General features: G+C 45.2%; 21 protein-coding genes. 10 read left to right on the top strand and 11 right to left on the bottom strand.

From position 1 onward, the window contains the following. Window position 1 precedes the first annotated feature (1 nt). The 3 genes from HUJ21_RS05140 to HUJ21_RS05130 are packed head-to-tail and all read right to left on the bottom strand — an operon-like array spanning window position 2 to window position 2,146. The gene (locus tag HUJ21_RS05140) at window positions 2–736 is read right to left on the bottom strand and encodes a GNAT family N-acetyltransferase (RefSeq protein WP_291367883.1); all 735 of its coding nucleotides are present in this window, start codon (window positions 734–736) and stop codon (window positions 2–4) included. 1 nt (window position 737) lies between these two features. Further along, window positions 738–1,670: a glycosyltransferase family 2 protein gene (locus tag HUJ21_RS05135; RefSeq protein ID WP_291367882.1), complete on the bottom strand. Its 933-nt coding sequence runs from the start codon at window positions 1,668–1,670 to the stop codon at window positions 738–740. Continuing rightward, complete coding sequence (locus HUJ21_RS05130; RefSeq protein ID WP_366483671.1) at window positions 1,667–2,146, bottom strand: ArsR family transcriptional regulator; 480 nt, start codon at window positions 2,144–2,146, stop codon at window positions 1,667–1,669. Before HUJ21_RS05130 ends, HUJ21_RS05135 begins: the two co-directional genes overlap by 4 nt. Before the next feature lie 1,030 nt (window positions 2,147–3,176). Here HUJ21_RS05130 and HUJ21_RS05125 point away from each other — a divergent pair. From HUJ21_RS05125 to HUJ21_RS05110, 4 genes are all read left to right on the top strand, one after another. Then, a complete protein-coding gene (locus HUJ21_RS05125; protein WP_291367880.1) occupies window positions 3,177–4,322 on the top strand; it encodes a Gfo/Idh/MocA family oxidoreductase in 1,146 nt (381 codons plus the stop codon). Window positions 4,323–4,392: 70 nt separating this feature from the next. Then, a complete protein-coding gene (locus HUJ21_RS05120) occupies window positions 4,393–4,902 on the top strand; it encodes a DUF2911 domain-containing protein (RefSeq protein ID WP_291367879.1) in 510 nt (169 codons plus the stop codon). A gap of 77 nt (window positions 4,903–4,979) precedes the next feature. Continuing rightward, window positions 4,980–7,454 (top strand): ATP-dependent helicase HrpB, encoded by a 2,475-nt coding sequence (gene hrpB / locus HUJ21_RS05115; protein WP_291367878.1) that lies wholly within the window; start codon window positions 4,980–4,982, stop codon window positions 7,452–7,454. Window positions 7,455–8,318: 864 nt separating this feature from the next. Continuing rightward, on the top strand, window positions 8,319–9,881 hold the full coding sequence (locus HUJ21_RS05110; protein WP_291367877.1) for a metallophosphoesterase family protein: 1,563 nt from the start codon (window positions 8,319–8,321) through the stop codon (window positions 9,879–9,881). 872 nt (window positions 9,882–10,753) lie between these two features. Here the strand turns inward: HUJ21_RS05110 and HUJ21_RS05105 are convergent. From HUJ21_RS05105 to HUJ21_RS05090, 4 genes are all read right to left on the bottom strand, one after another. Then, window positions 10,754–12,889 (bottom strand): PQQ-binding-like beta-propeller repeat protein, encoded by a 2,136-nt coding sequence (locus HUJ21_RS05105; protein WP_291367876.1) that lies wholly within the window; start codon window positions 12,887–12,889, stop codon window positions 10,754–10,756. Window positions 12,890–13,032: 143 nt separating this feature from the next. Beyond that, a complete protein-coding gene (locus HUJ21_RS05100; protein ID WP_291367875.1) occupies window positions 13,033–14,547 on the bottom strand; it encodes an arylsulfatase in 1,515 nt (504 codons plus the stop codon). A gap of 14 nt (window positions 14,548–14,561) precedes the next feature. Beyond that, window positions 14,562–16,058, bottom strand: a complete 1,497-nt coding sequence (locus HUJ21_RS05095; protein WP_291367874.1) for a sulfatase — start codon at window positions 16,056–16,058, stop codon at window positions 14,562–14,564. Window positions 16,059–16,460: 402 nt separating this feature from the next. Continuing rightward, entirely contained in the window at window positions 16,461–17,480 is a 1,020-nt protein-coding gene (locus tag HUJ21_RS05090) for a glycoside hydrolase family 43 protein (protein WP_291367873.1), read from the bottom strand. A gap of 809 nt (window positions 17,481–18,289) precedes the next feature. On the opposite strand from HUJ21_RS05090, the gene HUJ21_RS05085 reads away from it, so the two are divergent. The 5 genes from HUJ21_RS05085 to HUJ21_RS05065 all read left to right on the top strand — a co-directional run bounded on the left by HUJ21_RS05085 (window position 18,290) and on the right by HUJ21_RS05065 (window position 22,885). Next, window positions 18,290–20,842 (top strand): ATP-binding protein, encoded by a 2,553-nt coding sequence (locus HUJ21_RS05085; protein ID WP_291367872.1) that lies wholly within the window; start codon window positions 18,290–18,292, stop codon window positions 20,840–20,842. A 51-nt stretch (window positions 20,843–20,893) separates the two neighbouring features. Continuing rightward, on the top strand, window positions 20,894–21,178 hold the full coding sequence (locus tag HUJ21_RS05080; protein ID WP_291367871.1) for a helix-turn-helix transcriptional regulator: 285 nt from the start codon (window positions 20,894–20,896) through the stop codon (window positions 21,176–21,178). Between the two features lie 192 nt (window positions 21,179–21,370). Further along, window positions 21,371–21,904, top strand: coding sequence for a VOC family protein (locus HUJ21_RS05075; protein ID WP_291367870.1), 534 nt, complete (start codon window positions 21,371–21,373; stop codon window positions 21,902–21,904). Between the two features lie 437 nt (window positions 21,905–22,341). After that, complete coding sequence (locus HUJ21_RS05070) at window positions 22,342–22,581, top strand: DUF4160 domain-containing protein (RefSeq protein WP_291367869.1); 240 nt, start codon at window positions 22,342–22,344, stop codon at window positions 22,579–22,581. Further along, window positions 22,562–22,885: a DUF2442 domain-containing protein gene (locus HUJ21_RS05065; RefSeq protein WP_291367868.1), complete on the top strand. Its 324-nt coding sequence runs from the start codon at window positions 22,562–22,564 to the stop codon at window positions 22,883–22,885. The genes HUJ21_RS05070 and HUJ21_RS05065 overlap by 20 nt, the downstream gene beginning before the upstream one ends. Window positions 22,886–23,167: 282 nt before the next feature. Here HUJ21_RS05065 and HUJ21_RS05060 read toward each other — a convergent pair whose 3' ends face one another. The 4 genes from HUJ21_RS05060 to HUJ21_RS05045 all read right to left on the bottom strand — a co-directional run bounded on the left by HUJ21_RS05060 (window position 23,168) and on the right by HUJ21_RS05045 (window position 25,402). Then, window positions 23,168–23,311 (bottom strand): hypothetical protein, encoded by a 144-nt coding sequence (locus HUJ21_RS05060; RefSeq protein WP_291367867.1) that lies wholly within the window; start codon window positions 23,309–23,311, stop codon window positions 23,168–23,170. Continuing rightward, a complete protein-coding gene (locus HUJ21_RS05055; RefSeq protein WP_291367896.1) occupies window positions 23,312–23,713 on the bottom strand; it encodes an SDR family NAD(P)-dependent oxidoreductase in 402 nt (133 codons plus the stop codon). A 91-nt stretch (window positions 23,714–23,804) separates the two neighbouring features. Continuing rightward, window positions 23,805–23,948, bottom strand: coding sequence for an SDR family NAD(P)-dependent oxidoreductase (locus HUJ21_RS05050; protein ID WP_291367866.1), 144 nt, complete (start codon window positions 23,946–23,948; stop codon window positions 23,805–23,807). 71 nt (window positions 23,949–24,019) lie between these two features. After that, complete coding sequence (locus HUJ21_RS05045; protein ID WP_291367865.1) at window positions 24,020–25,402, bottom strand: FAD-binding oxidoreductase; 1,383 nt, start codon at window positions 25,400–25,402, stop codon at window positions 24,020–24,022. A gap of 378 nt (window positions 25,403–25,780) precedes the next feature. Here HUJ21_RS05045 and HUJ21_RS05040 point away from each other — a divergent pair, with 378 nt between their 5' ends. Beyond that, the gene (locus tag HUJ21_RS05040; protein ID WP_291367864.1) at window positions 25,781–25,933 is read left to right on the top strand and encodes a hypothetical protein; all 153 of its coding nucleotides are present in this window, start codon (window positions 25,781–25,783) and stop codon (window positions 25,931–25,933) included. The last annotated feature ends 8 nt before the right edge of the window (window positions 25,934–25,941 follow it).

Raw genomic sequence — 25,941 nt, 5'->3', positions numbered from 1 at the left:
ATCAGTGGATGTCCGGGGAATTTTTCAGACCGGGTCTCCAATGGGCAATCAAGGTTTCCTTTACAGGTTGGAAGCCAGCGCTTTTATAAAAGTTCATTGCCCGGTTATTGGCCTTTTGGGTAGAAAGACCGATTTGCGCAAAACCCAAGGCATGCACCTCCTGCAATACCCTGTTCATCAATTTTCGGCCGATCCCCTTTCCTTGTTCGCTGCCTTTTACCGCAAATAGATCCACATATCCTCGGCCCTGCAACAAACGGAAAGTGATAAAGCCCAATAATTCCCCGGCTTTTCTGGCCACGATTACCCGGTGTTTCTGGGATTTGATCGTTTCCCACCAGGTGCTGTACAATTTTTCATATTCCTGATTGGCCAGCAGTGGGTCTTGTCTGAACCTGGACCACTGTCCGCTGCTAAGCACCAATTCCCTTAGCTGCTCCTGGTCTGCTAAACTCAAGGCACCGGAAGCCTCTCTTTCAAATAGCTGTATTTCATCCCGATCTTCATCCGCGGGATACAGATCCGTTTTTTGAATGATTTTTACCCAGTCGACTCTGGTACTGATCGGAGACCAGCCACCCATCCTTACCAGTCCGGGTTTACCCATCACATAGATCAGGTCAAAGTTGCTGGCCTGATCCTTAATGGCTTCCATCCGGGCAATGGCCTTGTCCAATTGCAACTTCCCTACCCTATAGCCAAACAAAGCAGTATCAAAAGGTAAAAATTGTATCATTTTAGGTTTTTTGGTCAATAATATAAAGGGGCCGGTTTTTGACGCCTTCAAAGGTCTTTCCTACATACAAGCCTACCATCCCCATGGTCATCAGGACAAGTCCGGACAATACCCATAGTGAAACGATCAGGCTTGCATATCCAGGTACCACAATCAATCCCGAAAAATAACGAATCAGCGTAACCAAAGCAAAAATAAAGCCTATAGAAGCAATAAAAACCCCCAGTTTAATTGTAAGGCGCAGGGGTTTATCAGAATAGGCCAACAAGGCATTTAAGTCAAGGTGAAACCTGGACCGAAAACCATACCCTGATTGTAGTACTGCTGATTTTCCATGTTCCACATTATAATATCCCTGTCTGAAACCCACCCACTGAACCTGAGCCGGGAAATAACGGATAGCCTCCCTCATCTCTGAAATGGCCTGAATGACTTTCCGGTGATAAATGCCAAAATTGCCTACGGCGGGATCCAGTCTGGTTCCGGTCATGTACCTGAAAAACCGGTAAAAAATCGCCGAAAAGGCGATTTTCAAATGCTGGTCCTTTCTATTGGTTCTTCGGGCCATGACCACATCATAACCAAGTCTGGCTTTACTCAGTAAATGGGGAATCTCCTCCACTAAATCCTGCAGGTCTGCATCCATGACCACCGTCCATTTTCCCCGGGCAGCGTCCAGGCCTGCAGCAATGGCATGGTGCTGGCCAAAATTCCTACTCAGGCGAATTCCACTTACCTCAGCAAATGTATCGGCAGCGGCACATATCAATTCCCAACTCCGGTCACTGCTATGGTCATCTACCAAAATCAGTTCGACCTCCGTACTGATACCTGCAAGAATTAACCGCAACCGGGTAATCAAGGCCTCCAGGGAACTGTCGGACTGGTACACCGGCACTACTACTGACAAGTATTTATTGCCTTCTTGAGTCATACCAGGTTCCTTTCAAAAACTACCAGGCCACTGAGCATGGGTTGAGGCTCTTTTTCCAGCACTACCACCCGAAGTTTTCTGTTGATTTTATCTTCTGTTTTTCGTATCAGAAATTGAAGGTATTCCAGGTTTATATTTTCGGCTATGAGGGTGAGTTCAATGGTACCGGTGTCTTTACCTTCTGCATAATCACCCCGGATAATGGCTTTCTGAACATTCCCAAGGTTGGAGACCACCTGATCGAGCAGGTGGTCAAAACCCAGGTATTTGCTGACAATGCTTCTGATTTCCTTGTAGAGTGGATGAGAAACATTGGCCTGGTAACTTTTTGTCTTGCCATTGGCTTTCCACTGCAACAATCCTGCTTCAGATAGCCTGTTTAATTCTATCCTGACAGAATTGGTAGACTCATTGAATTCCTCCGCCAAACCCCGCAAATAGCCTCGGTTTCCGGCATTGGAAAAGAACTTGACCAATAATTTGATCCTGGTTTTTGAAGTAATCAAGGAATCCAGCAAGGAGCTATCAGGAAGAAGAAAATAAACAAATTAAAAATTTAAAATGCATTAATTTAGAAGTAAAAAACATTAATATCTGTATCCAAAATTGATGCACCTGTCGCCTTTCACAGCTTCGCCACGTAATCCACATGGTAAGAGTAACAAAATTACTCGAAGGATTTGTATTACCAAATTTTATCCATTTTTTTAATCCAATTTTTATAACAAGGTATAGGGTATTATAGTCAGGAATCTAATCCGGAGCGACCGAACCCGTCATTGTGAGCCCCAACGCTCCTGGTCCCTGAGCCTGTCGAAGGGAGCAATCTGAATCGGAGCGGAGGTAAAGGGTTAATTGGTTTTGAGGCTTTTGGGGAATTGAAAAGGGCATTTTGACAGGATGCCTTATTTTGCGCCCAACCTTGGTTGTTAAGGGTTAAAGGGCTCGTTACTGGCCAGGTTTTTTTGCGCTGTTAATTTGTCATTTTTGCCGGATTCAGGCGTGGTGGTTAAGGGGTAAGGTGCCTGCTACTCGGGATTTGCAATCCCCAAAACGCACCCGGAACGGGTTTGAGGTTTGGTCAATCATTGACGATCCCGTTGGCAGGATTACAAATCCTGCGTTATCTGGGTTCGGGATTTCAAATCCCAAACAGCCGCTCTGCGGAATTTGTAATTCCGTAGGTCAGATAAAAGGGGATTTGCAATCCCCTGATTCCCGCAATTGCTTTGACCGGTTTTGAATCGTCGAGGTTCCCGTCAGCAGGATTGCAAATCCTGCATTACCTGGGTTCGACATAGCAAATGTCGAACAGCCCGCAAATATCCGGTAAAAAAATAAACATTGACCATTATTGTCTGCATTAAGGCACTGAATAAGAAAAGCAAATCCAGGCAAAAGCAGGGATGGTATGCATGTATCACCCGCAGAAAAGGTCCTTACGATTGAAAAATACAAAAGTACCTTCTATCTTTAAGGCTAATCTTTTAAAATAAACCTAATATCATGGAAAAAATTAAAGTAGCGGTAGTCGGTACCGGATTTATTGGTCCTGCCCATATTGAAGCCCTGAGAAGAAACCCCAACATTGAAGTAGCTGCCCTTTGTGAAGTGAACGAGGAACTGGCCAAAGCAAAAGCCGCCCAACTGGGTATAGCCAAAGCCATGCTTTTTGAGGATATGCTTAAGGATACTTCCATCAGGGCTGTCCATATCTGTACACCCAATTTCCTGCATTATGCCCAATCCAAAGCCGTACTGGAGGCGGGTAAGCATGTGGTCTGCGAAAAGCCTCTGGCCACCAAAATAGAGGAAGCAGAGGAACTGGTCAAGCTGGCCAAAAAATCGGGACTGGTCAACGCAGTTCATTTTAACCTGCGCTATTATCCCATGGTAAGGCAGATGAAGACCATGCGGGAAAGTGGAGAGCTGGGAGATATCTACAGCATTATGGGTTCCTACCTTCAGGATTGGTTGTTTCTTCAAACGGATTACAACTGGAGGCTGGAGCCGGACAAATCCGGTGATTCCAGGGCCATTGCGGATATTGGATCCCATTTACTGGATCTCACTGAATACGTTACCGGTTTAAAAATCACCGAAGTGATGGCAGATTTTTCCACGGTACATAAAACCCGGCTAAAACCCCTGAAGGCCATAGAAACCTATAGTGGCAAAATGCTACAGGAATCGGATTATGAGGAAGTGCCTATCAATACGGAAGACCACGCCACCGTCATGCTGCGTTTTGACAACGGCCACAAAGGCTCTGTTACGGTAAGCCAGGTAAACGCCGGAAGAAAAAACAGGTTAAACATAGAAATAGCCGGTTCTAAAGCCAATTTCGAATGGTGCAGTGAAAAGCCCAACGAACTTTGGATAGGAAAACGGGAAACTGCCAACCAGCAGCTGATGAAGGATCCTGCACTCTTTACACCAGAAGCGGCAAAACTGATCGGCTTTCCCGGAGGACACAACGAAGGGTTTCCGGATACCTCCAAGCAGATGTTTAAGGAGGTCTATGCAGCCATCAATGAAGGAAAACAACCTGAAAATCCCTCTTATCCAACTTTCGAAGATGGGCACAGGGAATTGTTGATTTGTGAACGCATCATTGAGAGCCATAAAAAACAAGCCTGGGTGAAAATTTAACAGTTCGGTATAAACCCAAAGCTGGATTAAGCCGTTATTAAATTGTTTTTAAACCAAATGAAAAACCAAAATGAAAACATCAACCATTAAAATGCTTGGACTCTCGGGATTACTGATGATGTCAGTCCTATTCCTTTCAAAGGGTCAGACCCCTGCCAGTCCTCCAAAAACGGCAGAAGGAACCATAAACGGAGCCGAAATAACTGTCAATTACAGTAGCCCGGGTGTAAAAGGCCGGGAGATTTTTGGTGGATTGGTTGAACTGGGAAAAGTATGGAGAGCAGGAGCCAATGAGGCCACTCTTTTTGAAACGAGCAAGGACATCAAGGTAGGCGGAGAGACCCTTCCTGCCGGAAAGTACAGCTTTTTCATCATTCCCAATGAAGGTAGCAGCACCTTTATTTTCAACAAGCAAACCGGTCAATGGGGTACGCAGTACGATGAAAGCCAGGATGCCCTCAGGGTAAATGTTCCCTCACAGCAAACCAGTTCTCTGACAGAAAATCTGACCTATGAGATCCATGACGACGGAATGCTTGTCAAATGGGAATATGGCCAGGCCAAAGTAGATATACAATAATATTTTAAAGCAGCCGGAATCCCCGGCTGCCTTTTTATTTTTTTATCTTTACCCTTTCCAATAATCGTTTCCCACCAGTGAAGGCTTTCCCCAAATTACCCATTCTGGAGGTCATTCCGGATTTAAAACAGCATCTCCAACAAAACCCCACCCTGCTGCTCCACGCCCCTCCCGGAGCAGGAAAAAGCACGCTCTTGCCCCTGACCTTGCTGGATGAAGACTGGCTTGGCGACAAAAAAATATTGATGCTGGAACCGCGGAAACTGGCCGCCAAAAGCATCGCCCAGAGAATGGCCCATCTACTGGGGGAAACACCAGGTCAGCGCATCGGCTACAGGGTGAGGTTTGACAGCTGTGTAGGCGAAAAAACCAAAATAGAAGTCATCACCGAAGGCATTTTAACCAGGATGATGCAGCAAGACAATGCCGTTGAAAATGTAGGGCTGGTCATTTTTGATGAATTCCATGAAAGGAGCATTCATGCCGACCTTGGTCTGGCCCTGTGCAGGGAAGTCCAGCAAATCCTGCGGCCCGACCTCAAACTGCTGATCATGTCCGCCACCCTGGATAGTGAAGTCTTGGCAGCTCAGCTTGACTGTCCACTGGTTGCCAGTAAAGGAAAGGAATTCCCCGTAACCATTCATTACAGGCCGGGGACGGACCTGTTTAATTTACCGGATAACATCCGGGAAGTGATAGGAGAAGCCATGGCTGCCCATCCGGGGGATATGCTTGCATTTCTTCCTGGACAGGGAGAGATCAAAAAAACGGCCGCAATGGTAAAAGCTCGCTTTCCCGGACTGGCAGTTTACACCTTATATGGACAAATGGCTTTTGGCCGGCAGCAAGCCGCCCTACTCCCCGATCCGGAGGGTAGAAGAAAAATCGTGCTCGCCACAGCCATAGCAGAAACCAGCCTTACCATAGAGGGAATTCAGATCGTGGTCGATGGGGGTTTTATGCGCACAGTTACCTTCAATCCCAATTCAGGACTCAACAGGTTGACCACACTTCCCCTCACACAAGATACTGCCACCCAGAGGGCGGGGCGAGCCGGCAGGATTGGTCCCGGACATTGCTACCGGTTATGGTCTAAAGCAAGCCAGGAAAAACTGCTCCCTTTCAGGCAACCAGAAATCCTGGAAACTGACCTGGCTTCCCTGGCATTGGAACTTCACAAATGGGGCATCAACGATTATCAACACCTGCAATGGATCAGTCCTCCACCCCAGGGACATTGGCAGCAGGCCGTATCCTCGCTTGAGCACCTGGGGGCTATTGAAAATGGAAGGATTACTCCCCATGGCTTGGCCTTACATGCCATTCCCGCCCATCCCAGAATTGCCCATCTTTTGGTTTACAGTCAGGAGATCGGGCAGGAAAGTCTGGCCACCGATCTGGCAGCTTTGCTGGAAGAAAAAGATCCCCTTCCTCCTTCTCTGGGTTTGGATATCAATCTGAGAATTGAGGGATTAAGAAGATACAGGCAATCTTCCGGCAAGCAAAAGGCTTTTAGTAAAATTGAGAAAGTCGCACAAGCCTACCGGAGAATCCTGGGGGCTCCTGTCTCCAATGAACCTGTAGACCCCTACATGACAGGTATTTTGCTGGCCCAGGCATTTCCAGAAAGGATTGCTTCTGCAAGGCCGGGAAATCAGGCCCATTTTCACCTGGCCAATGGAAAAATAGCCGCCATGGACCGAAAGGATGACTTGGCCCGGGAGCCCTGGATTGCCATTGCTCAGCTTCACGAAGGAACAGGAGTGGGGAAAATTTTTCTGGCCTCGGTGCTATCCCCCCAGGATTTGAAGCCCATGATCAAAATAAAGCCCCGTATATACTGGGACGAGCAGGAGGAAATGGTCCTGGCAGTAGAGGAATGGAAAATCGGCCAGATTCTACTTCAAAAGAAAAGAATAGCCTCCCCTGACAAGACTGAGGTTATGCAGGCTATTTTAGAAATGTTAAAAAATTACGGCAAAAAGTGGCTGAAATTCGACGATAAGGTGGAGCAATGGCAAAACCGGATCCTGAGCCTGCGGGTATGGAACGGGCCGGATTACTGGCCGGACGTGAGTACGACACAGCTGTTGAAAACGGTAGATAGCTGGCTGGCCCCTTACCTGAGGGAGGTAAAATCCGGTCAGGAGCTTTCCAGGCTACCTTTAGAGGAAATTTTACAAAACAGCCTCAGTTATACGCAGCAACAGGAACTCAATAAATTGGCTCCGGAAAAAATACAGCTGCCAAGTGGATCATCTGCAAGGGTTTCCTATTTTTCCTCCGGAGAGCCACCCGTCCTTGCGGCCAGGTTACAGGAGCTTTTTGGCTGGAGTCATACCCCAAGAATCAATGAGAACAAAACTCCATTGCTGGTACATCTCTTGTCACCCGGGTTTAAACCGGTACAGGTCACCCGTGATCTGGAGAATTTCTGGAATCAAACGTACCATGAGGTAAAGAAAGAACTGAAACGAAGGTACCCCAAACACCACTGGCCGGATGATCCCTGGAAAGCTCAGGCCGTTAGCGGAGTCAAAAGGAGGAAATAAGGAGATTACAGAAATGCGACTCATCCTGAAAAACCAAGAAAGGCTTTTGGTTTAGTTGTTGATTTCCGAAAAAAAATCTGTGCTATTCTTTGTCAATCTGTGGTGAGACATTTTGTTTACCTGGCATGTTCGTTTTTGTATTATTTGCGGAAAAATCCCCCTTGTTTCCCCCTTAGATAGGGGGATTGGATTTATCAAAGTTGGAAATTCACGTTTCCTGTTTTGCATCTGGTCTGACCATTTGTTGAATGCAATGTAAAACCTTGCTCTCTGCAACAAGCTCCGTAGGAGCGGCCGATATAATAACCATGGGGTTAAGCCCATGGTTAATGGCCAACCATCTACCTCAGAGTGCCGTAGGCATGGCCCATATCCTTTGCCCCATTAATGATTAATCCTGAGTTTTGGAGTAAATATAAAGGAATGCTTCAACCCGATTATCATTTGTGAAGCAGCTTGGATCCGCCTACCGCTTACGTTATCAGGGATGCAAACCCTGTTTTTCTGGATTCGACATTGCAAATGTCGGATAGCACAGTCCCTGAAGAGGGCTTTTTATTAACTTACCTGGTTTGAAGTTCCTTTGGCAAATGGGTACCCATTCTATCCGAAAAAAATCTGTGCTAATCTGTGTCCATCTGTGGTGAATCAGTTTGTTTATTTCCAATCGGTTAGTCTACTTAACCAAACCTTATCAATTATTTAACAGGTCGGGCAGGAAAAGTTCCTAACTTGGATAGCTGTAAACCCGGATGATTGGCTTACAGAACCATTATTCTGAAGGCTTTTCAACCTTCGGATTTGAAACCTGTTGCTGATTTTCGTACCTTACACATGCTATCTATCAATCAAACCCCAGAATAAATGAAAAACCTGCTTTTCTCGCTAAGCCTGATTTTGGCCTTTCAAATCACACTGGCACAGGAGTACCGCGTCTACAAGGCTCCAACCTTTCGGGAGGAATGGAGCAAACCCTCCGATTACCCTGACCGCGTTGTACTGAATTTCGGGGAGGATCCTGCCAGCCAGGCCAGCGTCACCTGGAGAACAGATACCAGCATTGAAAAAGCCTTTGCGGAAATTGCCAAAGCTGACGGAGCCCCAAAATTCTGGAGAAATGCCCGGACTTTTGAAGCAAAGACCGAATTATTGGATGCTACCCCCATAGAGGTAGCCAATGTACAGGCGCATTATCATTCGGTTAGTTTTAAGGACTTAAACCCTGACACCATCTATGCCTACCGGGTGGGGGACGGGGAATCCTGGACCGAGTGGATACAATTCACCACGGCTTCCAGAGAAGAAGACAAACCCTTTGCCTTCCTTTATGTAGGTGATACGCAGAACTATATCCTGGAACTTTGGGCCAGGCTGATACGGGAAGGCTACCGAAAGGCACCAGATGCCAAATTCATCATCCATGCAGGTGATCTGGTCAATGTGGCGCACAGAGAAACCGAATGGCATGAATGGTTTACAGCCGGAGGTTTTATCCACAGCATGGTACCTTCTGTTGTCACTCCAGGAAACCATGAATACCGCAGTATCCCTGAGCTGGACGGAGAGGATGCAGATCGCCGCCTGTCGGTACAATGGAGGCCTCAATTTACATTGCCTGAAAATGGGCCAGAAAGTGTGGCTGCATTGGATGAAACGGTCTATTATATGGATTACCAAAACACGAGGATTATTGTGCTGAATAGCAATGTATTTCAGGCAGAGCAAATCCCCTGGCTGGAGAAGGTCTTGTCAGAGAATCCAAAGAAATGGACCATTGTCACTTATCACCATCCTTTATTTTCAGCTTCAGAGGGCAGGGAAAACACCAGGCTCAGAGAAGCCTGGAAACCACTATTTGACAAATACCAGGTGGATCTGGCCTTGCAGGGACACGACCACAGCTATGCACGGGGAAGGGTCTCTCCGGAAGACAATGTGATGGATGGCGTCAATGCCAGAGACAAAACAGGAACCGTATATGTGGTTTCTGTGAGCGGGGGGAAAATGTACGGCCTGAGAAAGAATGCCTGGGAGGATTATGAAGCCGAAAGGGATCGCGCTGCAGAAAACACCCAACTTTTTCAGGTCATCAACATTGAAGGAGATAAGCTGAGTTTTGAATCATACACGGCCATTGGAGAACTCTATGATGCTTTTGATCTGGAAAAGCAGGAAGATGGCACCAATAAATTTATCGAAAGAAAATCCGAAGCGGTAGAGGAAAAAAGGTTTTCCAACACCATTCCCTACGAAGATCCCCTCCCGGGAAATCTAGAATCGATCCTGCTCTCAAAGTATCCCGGGCATGAAATCACCCGGGTGTCTGCAAGAAGAGAAGGTGAAATATTGCATTTCAATGTTCGCCTGGAAAAAGATGGGGAAAGGAAAGAACTCAGCATTGACGAGAATGGAAATATCAGTGAATAAGGGTTTGCTGAATTACTTTACATTTGTGAGATAGAAATCCCCCTATTCCCCTGTAGGGGGATTTCATTTTTTCGAGGTTGGCTATTACGTTTCTGGTCTTGAATCTGATTTAACCACTTGAAGTTTCCCACTCAGCCTCAATTTACCATTTCAGCAAATCCCTCTTTTTAAGGGGGCAAGGGGGATTTTGACGATAATAACAAGTTTTTATCAGTTGGATTTTTATTGGTAACTAAAATATCTGTGCTAATCTTTGTCCATCTATAGTGAAACATTTTGTTCATATTTGATCCTCGCTGCAAAAAGCTCCGTAGGAGCGGCCGATGTAGTAACCATGGGGTTCAGCCCATGGTTAATGGCCAACCGTCTACCTCAGAGTGCCGTAGGCAAGGCCCATATCCTTTGCCCATTAATGTTTAAATCCTCAATTTTGGAGTAAATATAACGGAATGTTTCAACCTGATACCCATTTGTGAAACAACTGGGGTCCACCGATCGCGCCAGTTATCAGGGTTGCAAACCCTGTTTATCTGGATTCGACATTGCAAATGTCGAATAGCACGGCTCCTGAAGAGGGCTTTTTATTTACTAACCTGGTTTTCAGTTCCTTTGGCTGATGGGTTCCCATTCTTGCCGAAAAAAATCTGTGCAAATCTGCGTCCATCTGTGGTGAAACATTTTGTTTACCTGGCAGGTACGGGTTCTTAATATTTGCGTAAAAATCCCCCTTGATCCCCCTTTCGTAAGGGGGAGTTTGGATTTTCAAAGTTGGAAGATCGTAACTGGTTTTGCGTTAGTCCTGACTGTTTGGAGGATTTCCAGTAAACTCACCATTTTTTACCACTCATTCTCCTGTATTGGCAGGAATTCTATCATTCCTCAGGTAACGCAAAAGCCACATAAGCATCTCCGGCAGGGGTGCCCAGGCGATTGGCCCCTCCGGCAGCGATCACCACATATTGCCTGCCTTCCACCTCATACACCGAAGGAACTGCGTAACCTCCGGCGGGTAATTGGTATTCCCACAACACTTCTCCCGTATCTGCATCAAAAGCCCGGAACATTTCATCGGCGGAACCTCCAATGAATACTATCCCGCCGGCCGTAGCCACACAACCCCCAAAATTCTGCGTACCAGTAGGGGCTACTCCCCTTTCCTTTAGCTCGGGATATTCTCCCAGGGGCACCTTCCATTTGATGGATTGGGTTTTTAAATCTATCGCATTCAGCGTGCCCCAGGGAGGCCTGCTCGCAGGAAAACCTTCCTCATCTGTGAAAATACGGAAACCCTGCAAAACATAGCGGTCCAAAGGCGCTTCAATGGCTACCTGCTCCTGATTAGAAGTACTGGATTCTACTTCCAGCAAGTAATCCAAAAGTGCCTCTAACTCGGGTGCACCAAAGCCACTAAAAGCAGGCATCACCCCATTTCCCCCGGTAATGATTGTCCTGGCTGATTCCCTATTGTGTCTGTCCTTTAAACCGGTAAGTGGCGGATAAGCCTCACCTAATCCCTGCCGGTCAGCTCCGTGGCAATTGGCACAGTTGGACAGGTAAATGCGCTGACCCGGACTTAAACTATTGAAAGCCCCTTCTTCCTGATTTTCTGACAGGCTCCTCAATTGCAAAATCATGGGAATTTCATTGGCGTTGACATAGATCATCTGATTGACAGGATCATAGGACAATCCTCCCCATAACATGCCTCCCCTGGTGGCCGGAAACGTCAGGGTACCCTCCAGGCTTGGTGGGGTATAAAAACCCTCATTGCGGTATTTTTTAAATTCTGTCCCCGCATATTCGGCTGCGGCTTCAGAAATGTTGGTCAAATAGGTGCTGTCCAGTCCCTGTGGTACAATGGTAATGCCCTGATCAAACTTTTGGGTTGGGTGGGCGACTTCCCCGGGAACATAAGAAGGGGGAACAGCCTTTTCCTGCACCTCCATCAATGGCTCTCCGGTAATGCGATCCAGCAGGATCAGCTCACCCATTTTACTGGGTTGTACCAGGGCATGAACGGTCTTTCCGTCCATTGGGAAGTCCACCAGGCTGGGCGCACAAGGCAAATCATAATCCCATACATCATGGATTACTGCCTGATAATGCCATTGCCGCTTTCCGGTACCGGCATCCAGCGCAATAATGGAATTGGCAAACAAGTTTTCTCCCAACCTGTTTGCCCCATAAAAATCGTAGGTGGGGGAACCGGTGGATACAAAGACCCATCCCCTTTCCTCATCCAGGCTCATGCCTCCCCAGTTATTGGTACCGCCATAGTTTTCGTCCTCCACCCATCTCCAGGTATCGTGGCCGTATTCTCCTTCCTGGGGAATGGTATGGAATATCCATTGGAATGAACCCGTTTTGGCCGAATAGGCCCTGATATGGCCGGGTGAGGCATTGTAACCCTCTCCGGTAGCAGATCCGATGATCAAAAGGTCCTTGAAAATGATTCCCGGAGTGTTTAGCGAAATAGAAAGAGATTCGGGGTCTTTGCCCAAATCCTTCCTTAAATCCAGCTTTCCACCTTCCCCGAACTCCTCCACCAATTTCCCGGTTTCGGCATTCAGCGCAAACAACCAATGACCTACGGGCATAAAAATCCGGGTTTTGCCCCCATCGGTAAAAGCCGTTACTCCCCTGTTGACACCACCCGATACTCCAAATGCCTCAGGGTCAAAACGCCACAGTTCTTTTCCAGTCGATGCTTCCAAAGCAATTAAATCCAATTGGGGAGAGGTCACGTACATGGTGTTGCCAAGAATAATGGGGTTGCATTCCATGGGGGTGCGTTCCCTCTTATCTCCGGTGTGGAAAGTCCAGGCCGGCTGGAGCAGGTGTACATTATCTTTGTTGATGGTTTGCAAACCGGAATATTGTACAGCGCTTTTAGACCCCCTGTAGTGTTCCCAGGTCTGATGGGTATCTTCCTGCTTACCGGTGGAACAGCCCAGAGCAATCAGGGCCAAAATCAGGATTAGAACGCTTTTCACGGGCATAGTATTCATAATATTTTAATTTAGTGACCAAAACCAAATGCACCTATTTTTATCATCAGGGTCAGGGAGCAGCATTTAAGTCGATTGGATAACATAAAATGAATGCCTTCCTTTCCTTTTTCCGGCAATCCGGGTAATTAGCCCCATCAATGTCAGGGTTGATTCGCTGATTGGATTTTTTCTTCGAAGGGCCATTCCGGATCCTCCACCCTTGACTCCTCCATCAGGGCCTTCATTTCAGCTACCAGTTCCGGATGCGCTTCACTCAGGTCATTTTCTTCACCGGGATCGCTTTCCAGGTCAAATAAAAGGATGTCTTCATTGCCTTCGAAAACATTCAATTTTATCCCCTTCCATTTGCCTTTTCGTATGGCCTGCTTGCCACCCTGCTCGTGAAATTCCCAGTACAAGTGATCATGTGATTCCTGTTCGCCTTCTCCCAATAGCGTAGGCAAAAACGATATGCCATCCACATTTTTTTCCAATTCAACACCAATCAGATCAGCAAAAGTGGGCAAAATGTCCCAAAAAGCACTGATATGATCCGTTTGGCTTCCCGCCTTTACTTTTGCAGGCCAGCTGGCAATCATGGGCACGTGAATGCCCCCTTCATGCAAATCCCGCTTGTAACCCTGAAAAGGACCATTACTGTCAAAAAAATCCGGATCCGCCCCGCCTTCCAGGTGGGGCCCGTTGTCTGAAGTCAGTACAATGAGGGTATTGTCTAAAATCCCAAGGGATTCAAGGCTGGCTACAATCTCCCCTACCTGATTGTCCAGTAAAGTAACCATAGCGGCGAAGGCTGCATGGGGATAGGTTTGGGAGCCATAGCCACCCGCCTTGTACCGGGGGTGTTCCGGGTCATCCAGGCCCTGGTAAGGGGTTTCGGGGCCAAGCAAACTTTCATATTGGTAGGGTGGCTCCGGTGTAGTTCTTTTAAGAAACCTCTCCATATATTCCTGGGGTGCTTTCAGCTCCGCGTGAGGTATGATGGATGGCATATACAGGAAAAAAGTCGTATCCCTGTTGTCTTTTATAAATTCAATTCTTCGCTGTTGAATCAAAAGTGGTGCATACTGCCCTTCATCGGTTCCCTGGTTTCCTTCCAAAGTTAGAATGGCATCATTGTCCTTCAGCTCCCTGGGGTAATAATTGTGGGCGATGGTCTGGCTATTATAGCCAAAAAAGACATCAAAACCCTGCTTTAGCGGATCTCCGGTGGATCCGGGATAGCCCAATCCCCATTTGCCAAAAGCACCCGTGACATAGCCTGCCTTTTTGAGAACCTTAGGTATGGTTTGGGTATCCGAAGCCAGCGGAAACTGCCCTCCGTTCAGGCCACGATTGCCCCTGACCTGGGTATGTCCGGTATGAAAACCTGTCATCAGGGCTGAGCGGGAAGGAGCGCAAACTGTACTTCCGGCATAATGCTGGGTAAAAACCATTCCCCGGGCCGCAAGTTGGTCAATATGGGGCGTCTGGAATTTTTTCTGCCCCAAAAAACTCAGGTCCCCATATCCAAGGTCATCGGCCAGGATATAAATGATATTGGGTTTTTTATCCGGCTCCTCTTTCTCTTCGGTCGCCGGGCCGCAGGCAGCCAACGCTACTGATAGCAGGGCAAATGCCAGAAATTTAGCAGTTATTTGATGCAATTGGTTTTCCATTTTGGGTTATTGATTTAGTTGGAGGAATTGGCATACAAGCCGGTATTTCCCTTTTCCATGAGGGGCATCAATTCGGCAAGGATTTCAGGATGTTCAGCTGCCACATTTACCGTCTCCATGGGATCGTTTTGGTGATCATAAAGTTCTATGGTAGGTTCGGCTTCCCTGAAATACTTAACGAGCCGGTACCGCTCTGTACGCATGGAGATCCCGTTTTTGAAGTAGCTGAAAGCCTGGGTGGCTCTGGCACCGTCCTCCCCAACAGTGATCAGCGGAACCAAACTTTGCCCATCCAGCGGGAAATCAAAAGAAATTCCGGTAAGTTCCATTAGGGTGGGATACAGATCAATGCTACTTACCGGCATGTTTGCTCCAATTCTTCTGGGGATCATTCCGGGAACTTTGATCAGAAGGGGACTACGCAATGCCATTTCAAAATTGGTGTGCTTGCCCCAAATCCGGTGGTCTCCCAGGTGCCAGCCATGGTCTCCCCAGACCACGATAATGGTGTTGTCCGCCAGCCCTTCTGATTCCAGGGTCTCCAGAACTTTCCCCACCAATGCATCACTATAGCTGACAGCGGCATAGTAGGCATGCCGGAGTTTTCTGGCATAATCATCCGAAAGTTTTTGGTCCAGGCCTGCCTTCTCTTCTCCCAATTGGTAGGAATTGAATTCCCCGCTTTCCTGAAGGCTGTTGGGGTGTACGTTTTCCGGCAATTCAGGGAAAGGTGAAAGTGGGATATCCTCCCTAACATACAAGTCCCAGTATTTTTTGGGTGCTGTAAAGGGCAGATGGGGCTTAAACAAACCCAATCCCATAAAAAAGGGCTGCTCCTTACCCGAAAGTTCTTTTAGCTTTTTTACGGCCAGTTGGGTAGAAAGGCCATCCGGATAACCCAGGTCATCTACCTCTCCGGCTTCATAGGGTTTGACCTGCTTGTTTTTCCCCTGCCTGTTGGAGCCGTCTGCATAGCCAAAAAAAGCATTCCATCCGGTTTCCCATTTTCCGGGATCAAAAAGCATCTCATCCCAGCTATGGGGCATTTCCATTTTGGCCCCTTCCGGGCTTTCTTCGTAACCATACCAAAGGCCATCTACCGAATGGCTTATTTTCCCGATGCCTACGGTATAGTACCCATTCCTTTTAAAGTGATGCACAAAACTTTCCGGCCGTTCCCCTTCAGGTTCATTGGACATGAACTGTTCTATTGCGGAATTCTGCAGGTGCTGCCTGGACCGGGGCCATAAACCTGTCAATATGCTGCAACGTGAGGCCCCACAGGTGGGCACCTGCACATAATGATTTTCAAAAATGGTACCCTGCAGGCCGATGGCATCCAGGTTGGGCGTCTGGATAAGGTCATTGCCATAAATGCCCAATTCGGGGCGCAAGTCATCGATGGCAATAAAAAGAACATTGTAAGTTTTCTTTTCAGTGTCTGGCTCGTTACAGGAAAATAAAATGAAAAAACTTAAACAGCAGAGGGCAAATACAAAGGTTTTGGTCATTGGGATGAATATTAATCCTGAAATAAGGGTGAAGTACAGGGTTAAATATAGGGGGAAATCAGTAAAATTAAAATAATGCTGTGTTAAACGGGGAAATTCTAAGTTTCAATTTTCAGACCTGCACCTTCTTAAAATGATAAGCTCGTATTGCAGGACCAGGTCTCCGGGAATTTTTATAACCGGATTGGTCTAAATTTAAATTTTTGGGTATCGGATCCCCGGGATCACTGAAGGGCAATGATGGGCCTTTTATGAAGCAAAAACTATTGATAATCAGTGGATTAAATCGGATCAAACTATGATCAATCTATCTAATCATTGTCTAACGGACTACCTTCTGCATCTCAGGCCAACATAGTGCATGTTTCCCGGTATCATAAATTCCTCAGTATACACTTATCCTTATTCTACAGGATTAGCTGCCACACCTTCAAAAGTCATTACGATTGGTTTGATCGTGCCGTCATCATTAAATTCCATCACATCGATGCAGGTGACGCGGTGATCCCGGTCTTCATTGGGGATGGGTCTGCGGTGATAGATTATATACCATTCATCTGAATTGGGTTTATTTATCGCCGAATTATGCCCCGCTCCAGTTGCGATACTGTCCTTTTCTAAAATGGTACCGATACGCTCGAAGGGACCCGTTGGTTTGTCGGCCATGGCATAGGCCACTTTGTAGCTTTCGTTGGTCCAGCCTCCTTCAGACCACATCAGGTAGTAAACACCATTTCTCAAAAACATAAAAGGTCCCTCAACATAACCCTCAGGAGTTATTTCATGAAAAAGCTGTCCGTCTTCCCAGGGGATAAATCCGGTAAAATCCGCATTGAGCCTTCCCATATTGCAATGCCCCCAGCCTCCATAAAAGAAATAATGGGTTCCGTCGAGGTCTTTAAATACAAATTGATCTATCGGCTGGGCACCATGATAAAATTCCGACAGCAAAGGTTTGCCCATATAATCTTTATAAGGTCCTCCGGGAGAATCACTGACAGCGACCCCAATTCCTCCGGTATGGTTGATGTCATTATTGGGATCATATCCCGGCCGGTCGGGAGTGAGGATGTCATTTGCGGCAAAAAAGAGATAGTACTTCCCCTCATTCTCAATGGCCGAAGGCGCCCACATGGCTTGCCTTGCCCATTTGATGGCGGCAGTATCGAGAATCCTTTCGTGCTTTTCCCAGTTGACCAAATCTTTGGACGAGAAAGCATCGAAATGAAGTTGGTTTTCAAAGCGGGCTGAAAAAGTCGGATAAATCCAGTATTCCTCTCCAAAAACCACCCCTTCCGGATCGGCATACCAGCCCTCGAAAATGGGGTTGCCGGACAGTTGTGGAGAAGCATCCTGTTTTTCTTTTTTGGGAGAGCAGGCCAGAGTCAAAAAGAAAAGAAACAGCGCAAAGTTGATTTTCATAGTACAACAGATTTTAAAAACTAAAAATAGTAGATTTATAGGGGAGAAGTGCAATATTTTCCATCGTATTTTGATAACAGTAGTAAATCGAATCCATTCATTGCAAGCAATTTGTTGAAAGTACAATAATTACTAACAATTTGTATCTGTAATTAAAAATGCCAACAATTTCAATGTTTTTCGGAATTATTATTAGAATGTACTATGGACCAAAAGAACATATTCCACCGGACATTTATGCCAATTACCAAGATAATGCAATTACAATACGGATTGTGAGTTAATGCAAGGTAAGATTCCGCCGAAAAAGTTGAGATTATTTATGACAGCAGGTGTGTGGTTTGGTCGTTTCTTCATTTTGATAAAAAACCGGGCTGAAGCACTGCTCAGATTTAGGGATCCTGAAGGTGTTAAGAACAGCTTTTTTTGGATAGTAAAAAATGAAACATCGGTGCTACAATTTGAAACATATGTACAAACACCTGGCATATCAATTTTTTAATTTAACTACCACTCTACAACATGCTCATTCTGGAATTGAAAAGGCTATGGGTAATGATAATGAGTTGATCATTAAATCAAACATAAGGGGGAATGCACCCAACAGGCTGGTTATCATTAGCGAGATTCTCCCGAGTGGGGTTCTCTAAAACGAATCCTGAGCTGGTAAGGACAGGCTACCCCAACCTACTGTATGGGTCGGATTATGGCCAAAGGAAAATAAATATAAACCATGGTGTAAAACACCTTTCATTAGCTATATTTACTATTAATATTCAACTGAATATTAGTCACTTCCCCATCTAAATATGTGGCCTTTTTTATACCAAAACGATTTTATCTTATGGAAAGGATATTTTTCCCTTCTTTTGTTTTTCCAGGTCAATCATGCCTGCTTTTCTAATTCTTCTTCTGTGGTCAACTTGAATGACCAGGATAGACAAACGATTACCCTTAACCAAAGCTGGAAATTTCACCCTGGTGATAATCCCTCCTGGGCAGACCCGAATTTTGACGACAGCAATTGGGAGCCGATTGACCCTACGACCGATATTCATTATTTAACCGATTTGAGAGCCGCAGAAATTGGCTGGTTTCGCTTGCATCTGGATGTTGATACTTCATTGTTAAATATTCCTCTGGCCATGATCATATTCCAGAGAGGAGCTTCTGAGATTTACCTGAATGGTAAGTTGATCCATTCCCTGGGCCAGGTGAGCCAAAACCCCAATGAAGAAGTGATTTTCAATCCAAATTTCAGTCCTTACAGTTTTCAGTTTGAAGACCAAACCGATCAGGTCCTGTCGGTTCGCTTTTCTTTCACAGAAAGAAATCCATATATGAATTTTCTAGGGCTTTGGGGTGGAAATCCAACCTTGATCATTCAATTGGACCAAATGGATAATGCTATACAAAACATGTTGCAAAACAGGGCAATCGTTACCTCCAGACTGGTAGGAAAAGCTACTTTTTTGCTATTTCTGGCATTGCTACATCTCTTCTTTTTCATCACCTATCCAAGCAATAAAACCAATCTTTACTATAGCTTGTTCACCATTAGTCTGGCATTAGGCTACTTTTTAGAACATGTTTTCCGTTTTATGCCCAGGGAAGGGGATTCCTATTTTGTGATTGGATTGATCGGTTGCCTGTTTTTCAGCACCTTCATTATTTGGGCGATATTAGCTGTGTATTCCTTTGCCAGGGAAAAGCTGGATGGATTGTTTTGGTTCGCCACCGTTTCAGCTTTGCTGTTTATTCCCTCGTGGAAATGGCCCTATGAAGCGGCCAACTATTATTGGCCCTACTTCTTGCTTTCAGGGCCTATTGTTGCGATTTTGGTCAGCTGGAGAGCCGTCCGGAAAAAAATCAAGGGTGCATGGATTGTCTTTTTAGGTTGGTCAGGAAATTTCCTTTTTTGGAGCCTGTTTTGTTTATTTCATTCCAACACGCTTCCACGCTTCCACCATGATATAGCCATCACACTGGATTTGGCCGTATTTTGTGCTGCCATTTCCTTTTCTGTCTTATTGGCCATCGAATATGCACAAACCAAACGATCCCTTCAGACCAGTCTCCTGGACATGGAGGTAAAGCGTCTTGAAACCCAAAAAATGCAGGAACTCGACAGGACCAAATCGGATTTTTTCGCCAATATTTCCCATGAGTTCCGGACCCCATTGACGCTGATCTCAGGTTCCGCTGATCAGTTAGGAAATCCCCGGAAACCTTTACAAAATCAACAACAGGAAATTGACCTGATCAAAAGAAATGCCAACCGGCTCCTCCAATTGGTCAACCAATTGCTGGACCTTTCCAAACTGGAAGCAGGTAAATTACACCTGGAAAAACAAGCGGGGGAAATCACCGGATTCTTAAAAAGAGTGGCAGGAACATTTGCCGCACAGTTTGAGAGTAAGAATATTGCTTTTCGTTCCGATCTGCCAAATGGTCCTGTTTACCTGAAATTTGATCCGGATAAGCTGGAAAAGATATTATCGAACCTGCTGATCAACGCCTATAAATTCACTCCTTTCGGGGGACAGGTCCATTTCACGGCATCCCTGATAGCTGAAAATGATTCCGGCTTGCAAATGGAATTTCAAGTGAAGGACAATGGAATCGGCATTCCCACTGAAAGAGTACCGCATATTTTTGAACGTTTTTACCAGGCAGATGCATCTGCCATCCGGACATATGAGGGTACGGGTATCGGCCTGGCATTGGTCAAGGAACTCATCGAACTGCATGGGGGAAACATCAAGGTAGACAACAGCCCTGATACAGGGACAACATTCACTGTGAATCTGACACTGAAAACCGTTAAACTTAAAGAAATGGCTGAATGGAGAGATCCAGAGGGTGCTTCTACTCCTGTATGGGTTGACATGGAAAATTATGATGAAAACACAAATTCCCAGTTACAACCGGTGTTCACAAATGGTACATTGGCCTCAGTTTTGATTGTGGAAGACAATCTGGAATTAAGGCATTTTATCTCCCAAAATTTACGAGAATCATATCATGTCTATGAAGCCCGGAACGGGATGGAAGGATTCAAAGTTGCTACTGAAATAATGCCGGACCTGATTATTTCCGATGTAATGATGCCTGTAATGGATGGAGTAAGTCTGAGTCACAAGGTCAAAAACGATGAAAGGACAAGCCATATCCCACTTATATTACTTACCGCCCGGGCTGATTCAGAAAGCAAAATCTCCGGGCTGGAAACAGGTGCGGATGCCTACCTCACCAAACCATTTGAAATGAAAGAACTGATGGTGCGGATCCATCACCTGATCGAAGGAAGGAAGAAACTCCGGGAAAAATTCAGCCGCTCTATCACATTGCAGCCCTCCTAAATTGCGGTTAGCTCCATCGATGAAAAATTTCTAAACAAAGCCCTGACTATCATGGAAGAAAACATCATGAACACGGATTTTGATGTGGAAGTCTTCAGCAGGGAAATCGGAATGAGCAGGACCAACCTCCACCGGAAACTGAAAGCCTTGACTGATTTTTCAGCCACGGCATTTATCCGGGTTTTCCGGTTGAAAAGAGCGAAGCGCCTGCTGGAACAAAAAGCCGGAAATGTCTCTGAAATTGCCTATGCCGTCGGATTCAATAGTGTATCATATTTCGACAGGTGTTTTAAAAAACATTTTGGAAAGACACCATCGGAACTGATTTCTTCTTGAGTGTGAAATTTGAATGTATTAAATCTTTACATTCTTACATTCACCCGGGGACGTTTTTTTACAGAAAGAGGCATAGCTAATTCTGGAAACTTCAACAATTATTGGAACAGCAGTATCAAAAGCTGGAACAAATGTATTAACCAGACATGAAAACAATTATTTAGCTTTACCATACATTAAACCCAATCAACCATGAAAGCAACACCAAAAACCAAGACAAAGACCAGTACTACGCTATTCGGAACTCATTTTGAGCAGGTGGCCTGGGTAGTTCCGGATATAGAGAAAACCGCGAATTTTTTTCAGGAGAACATGGGCGTTCCCCATTTTCTGAAAATGGAAAATTTACGATCCCGGGATTTGGAAGGCACTTATATGGGCCAAGCTGCCGATTTTGAATTTCACCTGTATTTGGCCATGTCAGGGGGCACCATGCTGGAATTGATCCAGCCGGTATCCGGCAAAAACATCTATACCGATTTCCTGGACCGTCATAAAGATGGTGGCATTCAACATATTGCCTATTCCCTACAAGTTGCAGATTTTGAGGAAGCAGTTTTACAGTTGAAGAACAAAGGAAGCAGGATAATTCAAAGCCTCGTTTTACCGGTGGCCCGCGTTGTCTATTTTGATACTTATAAAGAAATAGGTGTAGCTACTGAGATTATTGGATTGACAGAAGCCGGCAATCAACTTATAGAACAACTCAATTCAGGGAATTATTAGTACTTAGTTTAACTGCAGGGAAAAATACGGAGTTTGGAGGCCTCAAAATTCTTAAACCTTTGGGGTCTTTGAGACCCCGAAGGTTTTTACGTTCTCGTTTCTGAAAAGACCCTCGAGGTTGTGGAAACCTCAAGGGTCTCAGTCATTTTACTTTTCCCTTTCCATTTTCTCCGGTCTGCAATTCATCCGAAAAATGGATTCCATGGCATTATACCATTCTATATGCTCTTGGGCATTCTAACCCAGCCATTACTCAGCTGTTATCGAAATCTTCCAATCCCCTAAAATGGTCTGAGCGCTAGGACAATTCACGTGTTGAAGAATGTTTTATTCGTTTAGAAAGAAAGTTTCGATTTCGGTACCTGAAATCATCCTGCTTTCCAGGGAAATTGTTATTCAAGAGTAAATCAATTAGCCTAAATAGTTATATTTACACTATGCCTAAAGTACTTGTCCAAAAAGGCTTTACGTTTTTCTTTTATTCAGATGAAGGCAGTGAACCAGCCCATGTCCACATTAAAAAGGGAGAAGGAAGGGGAAAATGGTGGTTAGTGCCGGCAATAGAAGAAGAATATGCATATGGATTTACACTCCAAGAAAGGAGGCAAATTAAACGCCTGATCTTTGAACATCAGGATTTTCTAAAAAACCAATGGTATGAATACTTCCAAAGATAAAGTCGTTAATAAAAGAGCCAGTGACCCTATCGATCAGCTTATTTTCGAAAAGGGGTTACGTATGAAAAGCATATGGTTTGACCGTGAGCTGGATTTGATCATTGTATTATTGAATAATAAAAAACTCTTGAAACGGCCCTTATCTGATTTTAAACGTCTGTTTGAGGCAAAAGAGGAACAGTTGAACCGATTTGTAAATAATGGAATAGATATCCATTGGCATGATTTAGATGAAGACTTAAGTTTACGTGGCTTCCTGAAATATGAACTTTCAAAAATGGATACGCCTTTGTCAGTCAGATAGGCCAACCTTTTGGGCATGGGACCCATAAGTTTTTTCGTGAACGCACCGGTTTAGTCCTTCGGCATTCAGAAAACACCAAAAGTTTACATGCCCGATAACCGTTGAGGTCTTTGAGACCTCGACGGTTTTTTCGTTTGTATATGGGATAAGACCCTCGAGGTTTTGGAAACCTCAAGGGTCGGTTAACTTTTACTTCTCCACTTTCTCCGGTCTGCAGTTCATCCCGAAGGTGGACTCCACCGCATTGTACCAATCCTCATCCGGCTGATCGTTCCAGTCCATCTATTGCTCATCGCTCATGGATGATCGCCAATCCCAAAACGGTATGGAATCCGGTCTCACAGGATATCTCAATTGCCAGGAGCTGCTTTCCGCCACTTCCAGGATTTTATCTACCACCAGTGAGGGAGGTACCGGGTATTTCAATTATTCAGTCCAAAAATGTCCGATACGACGAACTTGTGGATAAACGGATGGATCATTGTTTGTAATATCTGTAGCCAGATCAGTATTGATGATCCCCAGCTCCACCAAAGATACTCGAATGTTATAAGGTGTCAGGTCTTGCGCCAAAGCCTCTGTAATGGCTTCCAATGCAAATTTGCTGGCACTATAGGGGCCAAGTGGACTTAATACAATTTTACCAGCCATTGAACTTACGTTTATGATGCAACCTTCTTTATTTTGCCGCATGTTGGCCAAAACCGCCTTGATACAGCGGATGACACCAAAATAATTGATTTTCATTACTCGCCTGATTTCAGACAAGGGCATTTCCTCTACCGAACCATGCCGCTCAATTCCTGCATTGTTTACCAGAATATCAATAGGGCCATGCCCCCCGGACGATGGTATCGATGCAGTGCATAACGGATTTATCAGAATCTACATCCAATTTTTCTATATGGATGGATAAAGCTTAATCCTTGATTTGCTGCCTGTAGTCAGCAGCTTTATTCGGGCTTCGCATGGTAGCAAAAACATTGTGGCCTGCCCTGCCAAAGGCCAGGGCCGTCTCCCTCCCGATACCCCTGCTTTCTCCGGTAATCAATACATTTTTCATGGTTATTTTTAGTTTGGGTTAAATTAATTCTATCCTCAGAAACTTTTGGTGAGCCATTCGGGCAGTTTGTATCAGGGCACAATGTTATTGTTCCACCTGAAGAAATTATCGGGATCGTATTTTTGCTTTATATGCCGCAATTTTTCATAATTATCCCCATACGCAGCCCGGACCCGATCATTGCCTTCATCATTGTGAAGGGCGTTTACATAAACTCCACTGCTGAAAAAAGGCTTCATGGCCGCAAAGAAATTCCGGGTCCATTTAATGTGCTTGTCAGACTCATCTGGTTGATTCCACAAGGAAATAATGATAAAATCGTAGGGAGACTTCCTTTGTCTGAAAGCTGTGGCATCTGGCGAAACTTTGTTGATAGCTCCATGATGGTGTTCAATGAGGACCATTGTCCGGGGAGAAGTAACCGATGGAATTTGCTTTTTAAAGGTTGATATGGCCTCATCGCTTAATGAATCAAGCTGGTTTGCCTTCCAATAGCTGAATTGTCCATGGGGTACCGTTGCATCGAGCATGGACTGCTGCTGAAGATAGGGCATGGGGCAGATCATATCAGCCAAAGGGGGGCCAAATGCACGCAGTGGAGCAATTATTTTTTCACCTTCTTCCAGGTCATGGCCACAGTAGCACAAGGCCATGCCTGCCATTGGCATACCGTCAGGACTTGTCATGGTGAATGCATAGGTGGTTAATTCATCCGGCGCATTTTCGGTAAAGCTTCGGAAAAACTTCAGCATTTCTTCAATTTTATCCATGGGATGCAGAACCATTCCACCTATGATGGGGCCGAGTTTATGCAGTTGAAATTTAAAGCAGGTGACAATTCCAAAATTTCCTCCACCACCACAGATAGCCCAAAAGAGGTCGGGGTTTTCCTCTGGGTTTGCTTGCAAAACTTCTCCATCAGCAGTTACCAATTGTGCGGAAAGCAGGTTATCACAGGTGGCACCGAATTTTCCCATCAACCAGCCTACTCCCCCTCCCAATGTCAGTCCTGCAATACCGGTAGTGGATACTGCCCCGCCGGTCACCGCCAGGCCGTGCTCCTGTGTTGCAGCATCAAATTCTCCCCACAATACTCCGGGTTGGGCAATTGCCGTTTGAGTGGTTGGATCCACCTCAATTCCTTTCATTTTGGAAAGGTCAATGACCATCCCTTCATCACAGATGGCAAAACCTGCTGCATTGTGCCCTCCGCCTTTTACTGCCACCAGCATTTCATGTTTTCTGCCGAAATTAACGGCGGCAACTACATCGTCGACATCGGCACATTGGATGATACAAGCAGGTTTACGGTCGATCATGCCATTCCAAATGATCCTTGATTCATCATATCCCTTGGAATCGGGCAATAGAAGCTCCCCGGTTAAAGCGTTTTTTAATTTTCCCCATGTTTTAGTAGGTATGGGATGTTGCGAAATGATGGTTTGATTGGCCATTTGGATTGGGTTTAAGTGAGAGATTGGTTGAAATCAGGTAAAAAACTACTGCTAAATCTATTAAAAAATGGCCTTAAGGAGTTAGTACAAATGTTTCAGATCATAGTACAGATGTATCATTCTGATCAAAGAAGCAATCTTTCTATTCATTTTGCTTCCTAAGCAAAGATTTCAACAGCATCTGGTTCTTCTGCTTTTTCTTTGCGCTACATATTTTTTTGCCTTATTTGAAGACTATTTGCTACTGAAAAATGATACTACTTGCTTGATTCTAAAATACATTAATCCCTAACGATAAAAACCCCCATTTTACGTCTTTTACTCAAATCCATTATTTTTTTGGATTCATTTTGTTTATTTAATTAAAAAGAAGACATCATGCGATCCAATATTGATATTATTGGAGAAGGCGATGAAAACATCCGGGCTCAAAACCAAAAAAGCCACCGTAGTAGCCGGTTTGCATTGAATCAACAGGAAAAGATCAAAGATCTTAAAGGTAAATTAAAATGTATGGGTAATTTGGAATAAATGCGCTT

The organism is Cyclobacterium sp., assembly GCF_014762705.1.
In the GTDB taxonomy this organism is placed as follows: Bacteria; Bacteroidota; Bacteroidia; order Cytophagales; family Cyclobacteriaceae; genus Cyclobacterium.
The sequence above is the reverse complement of the archived record's forward strand: the minus strand, read 5'-3'. Positions and strand labels throughout refer to the sequence as shown.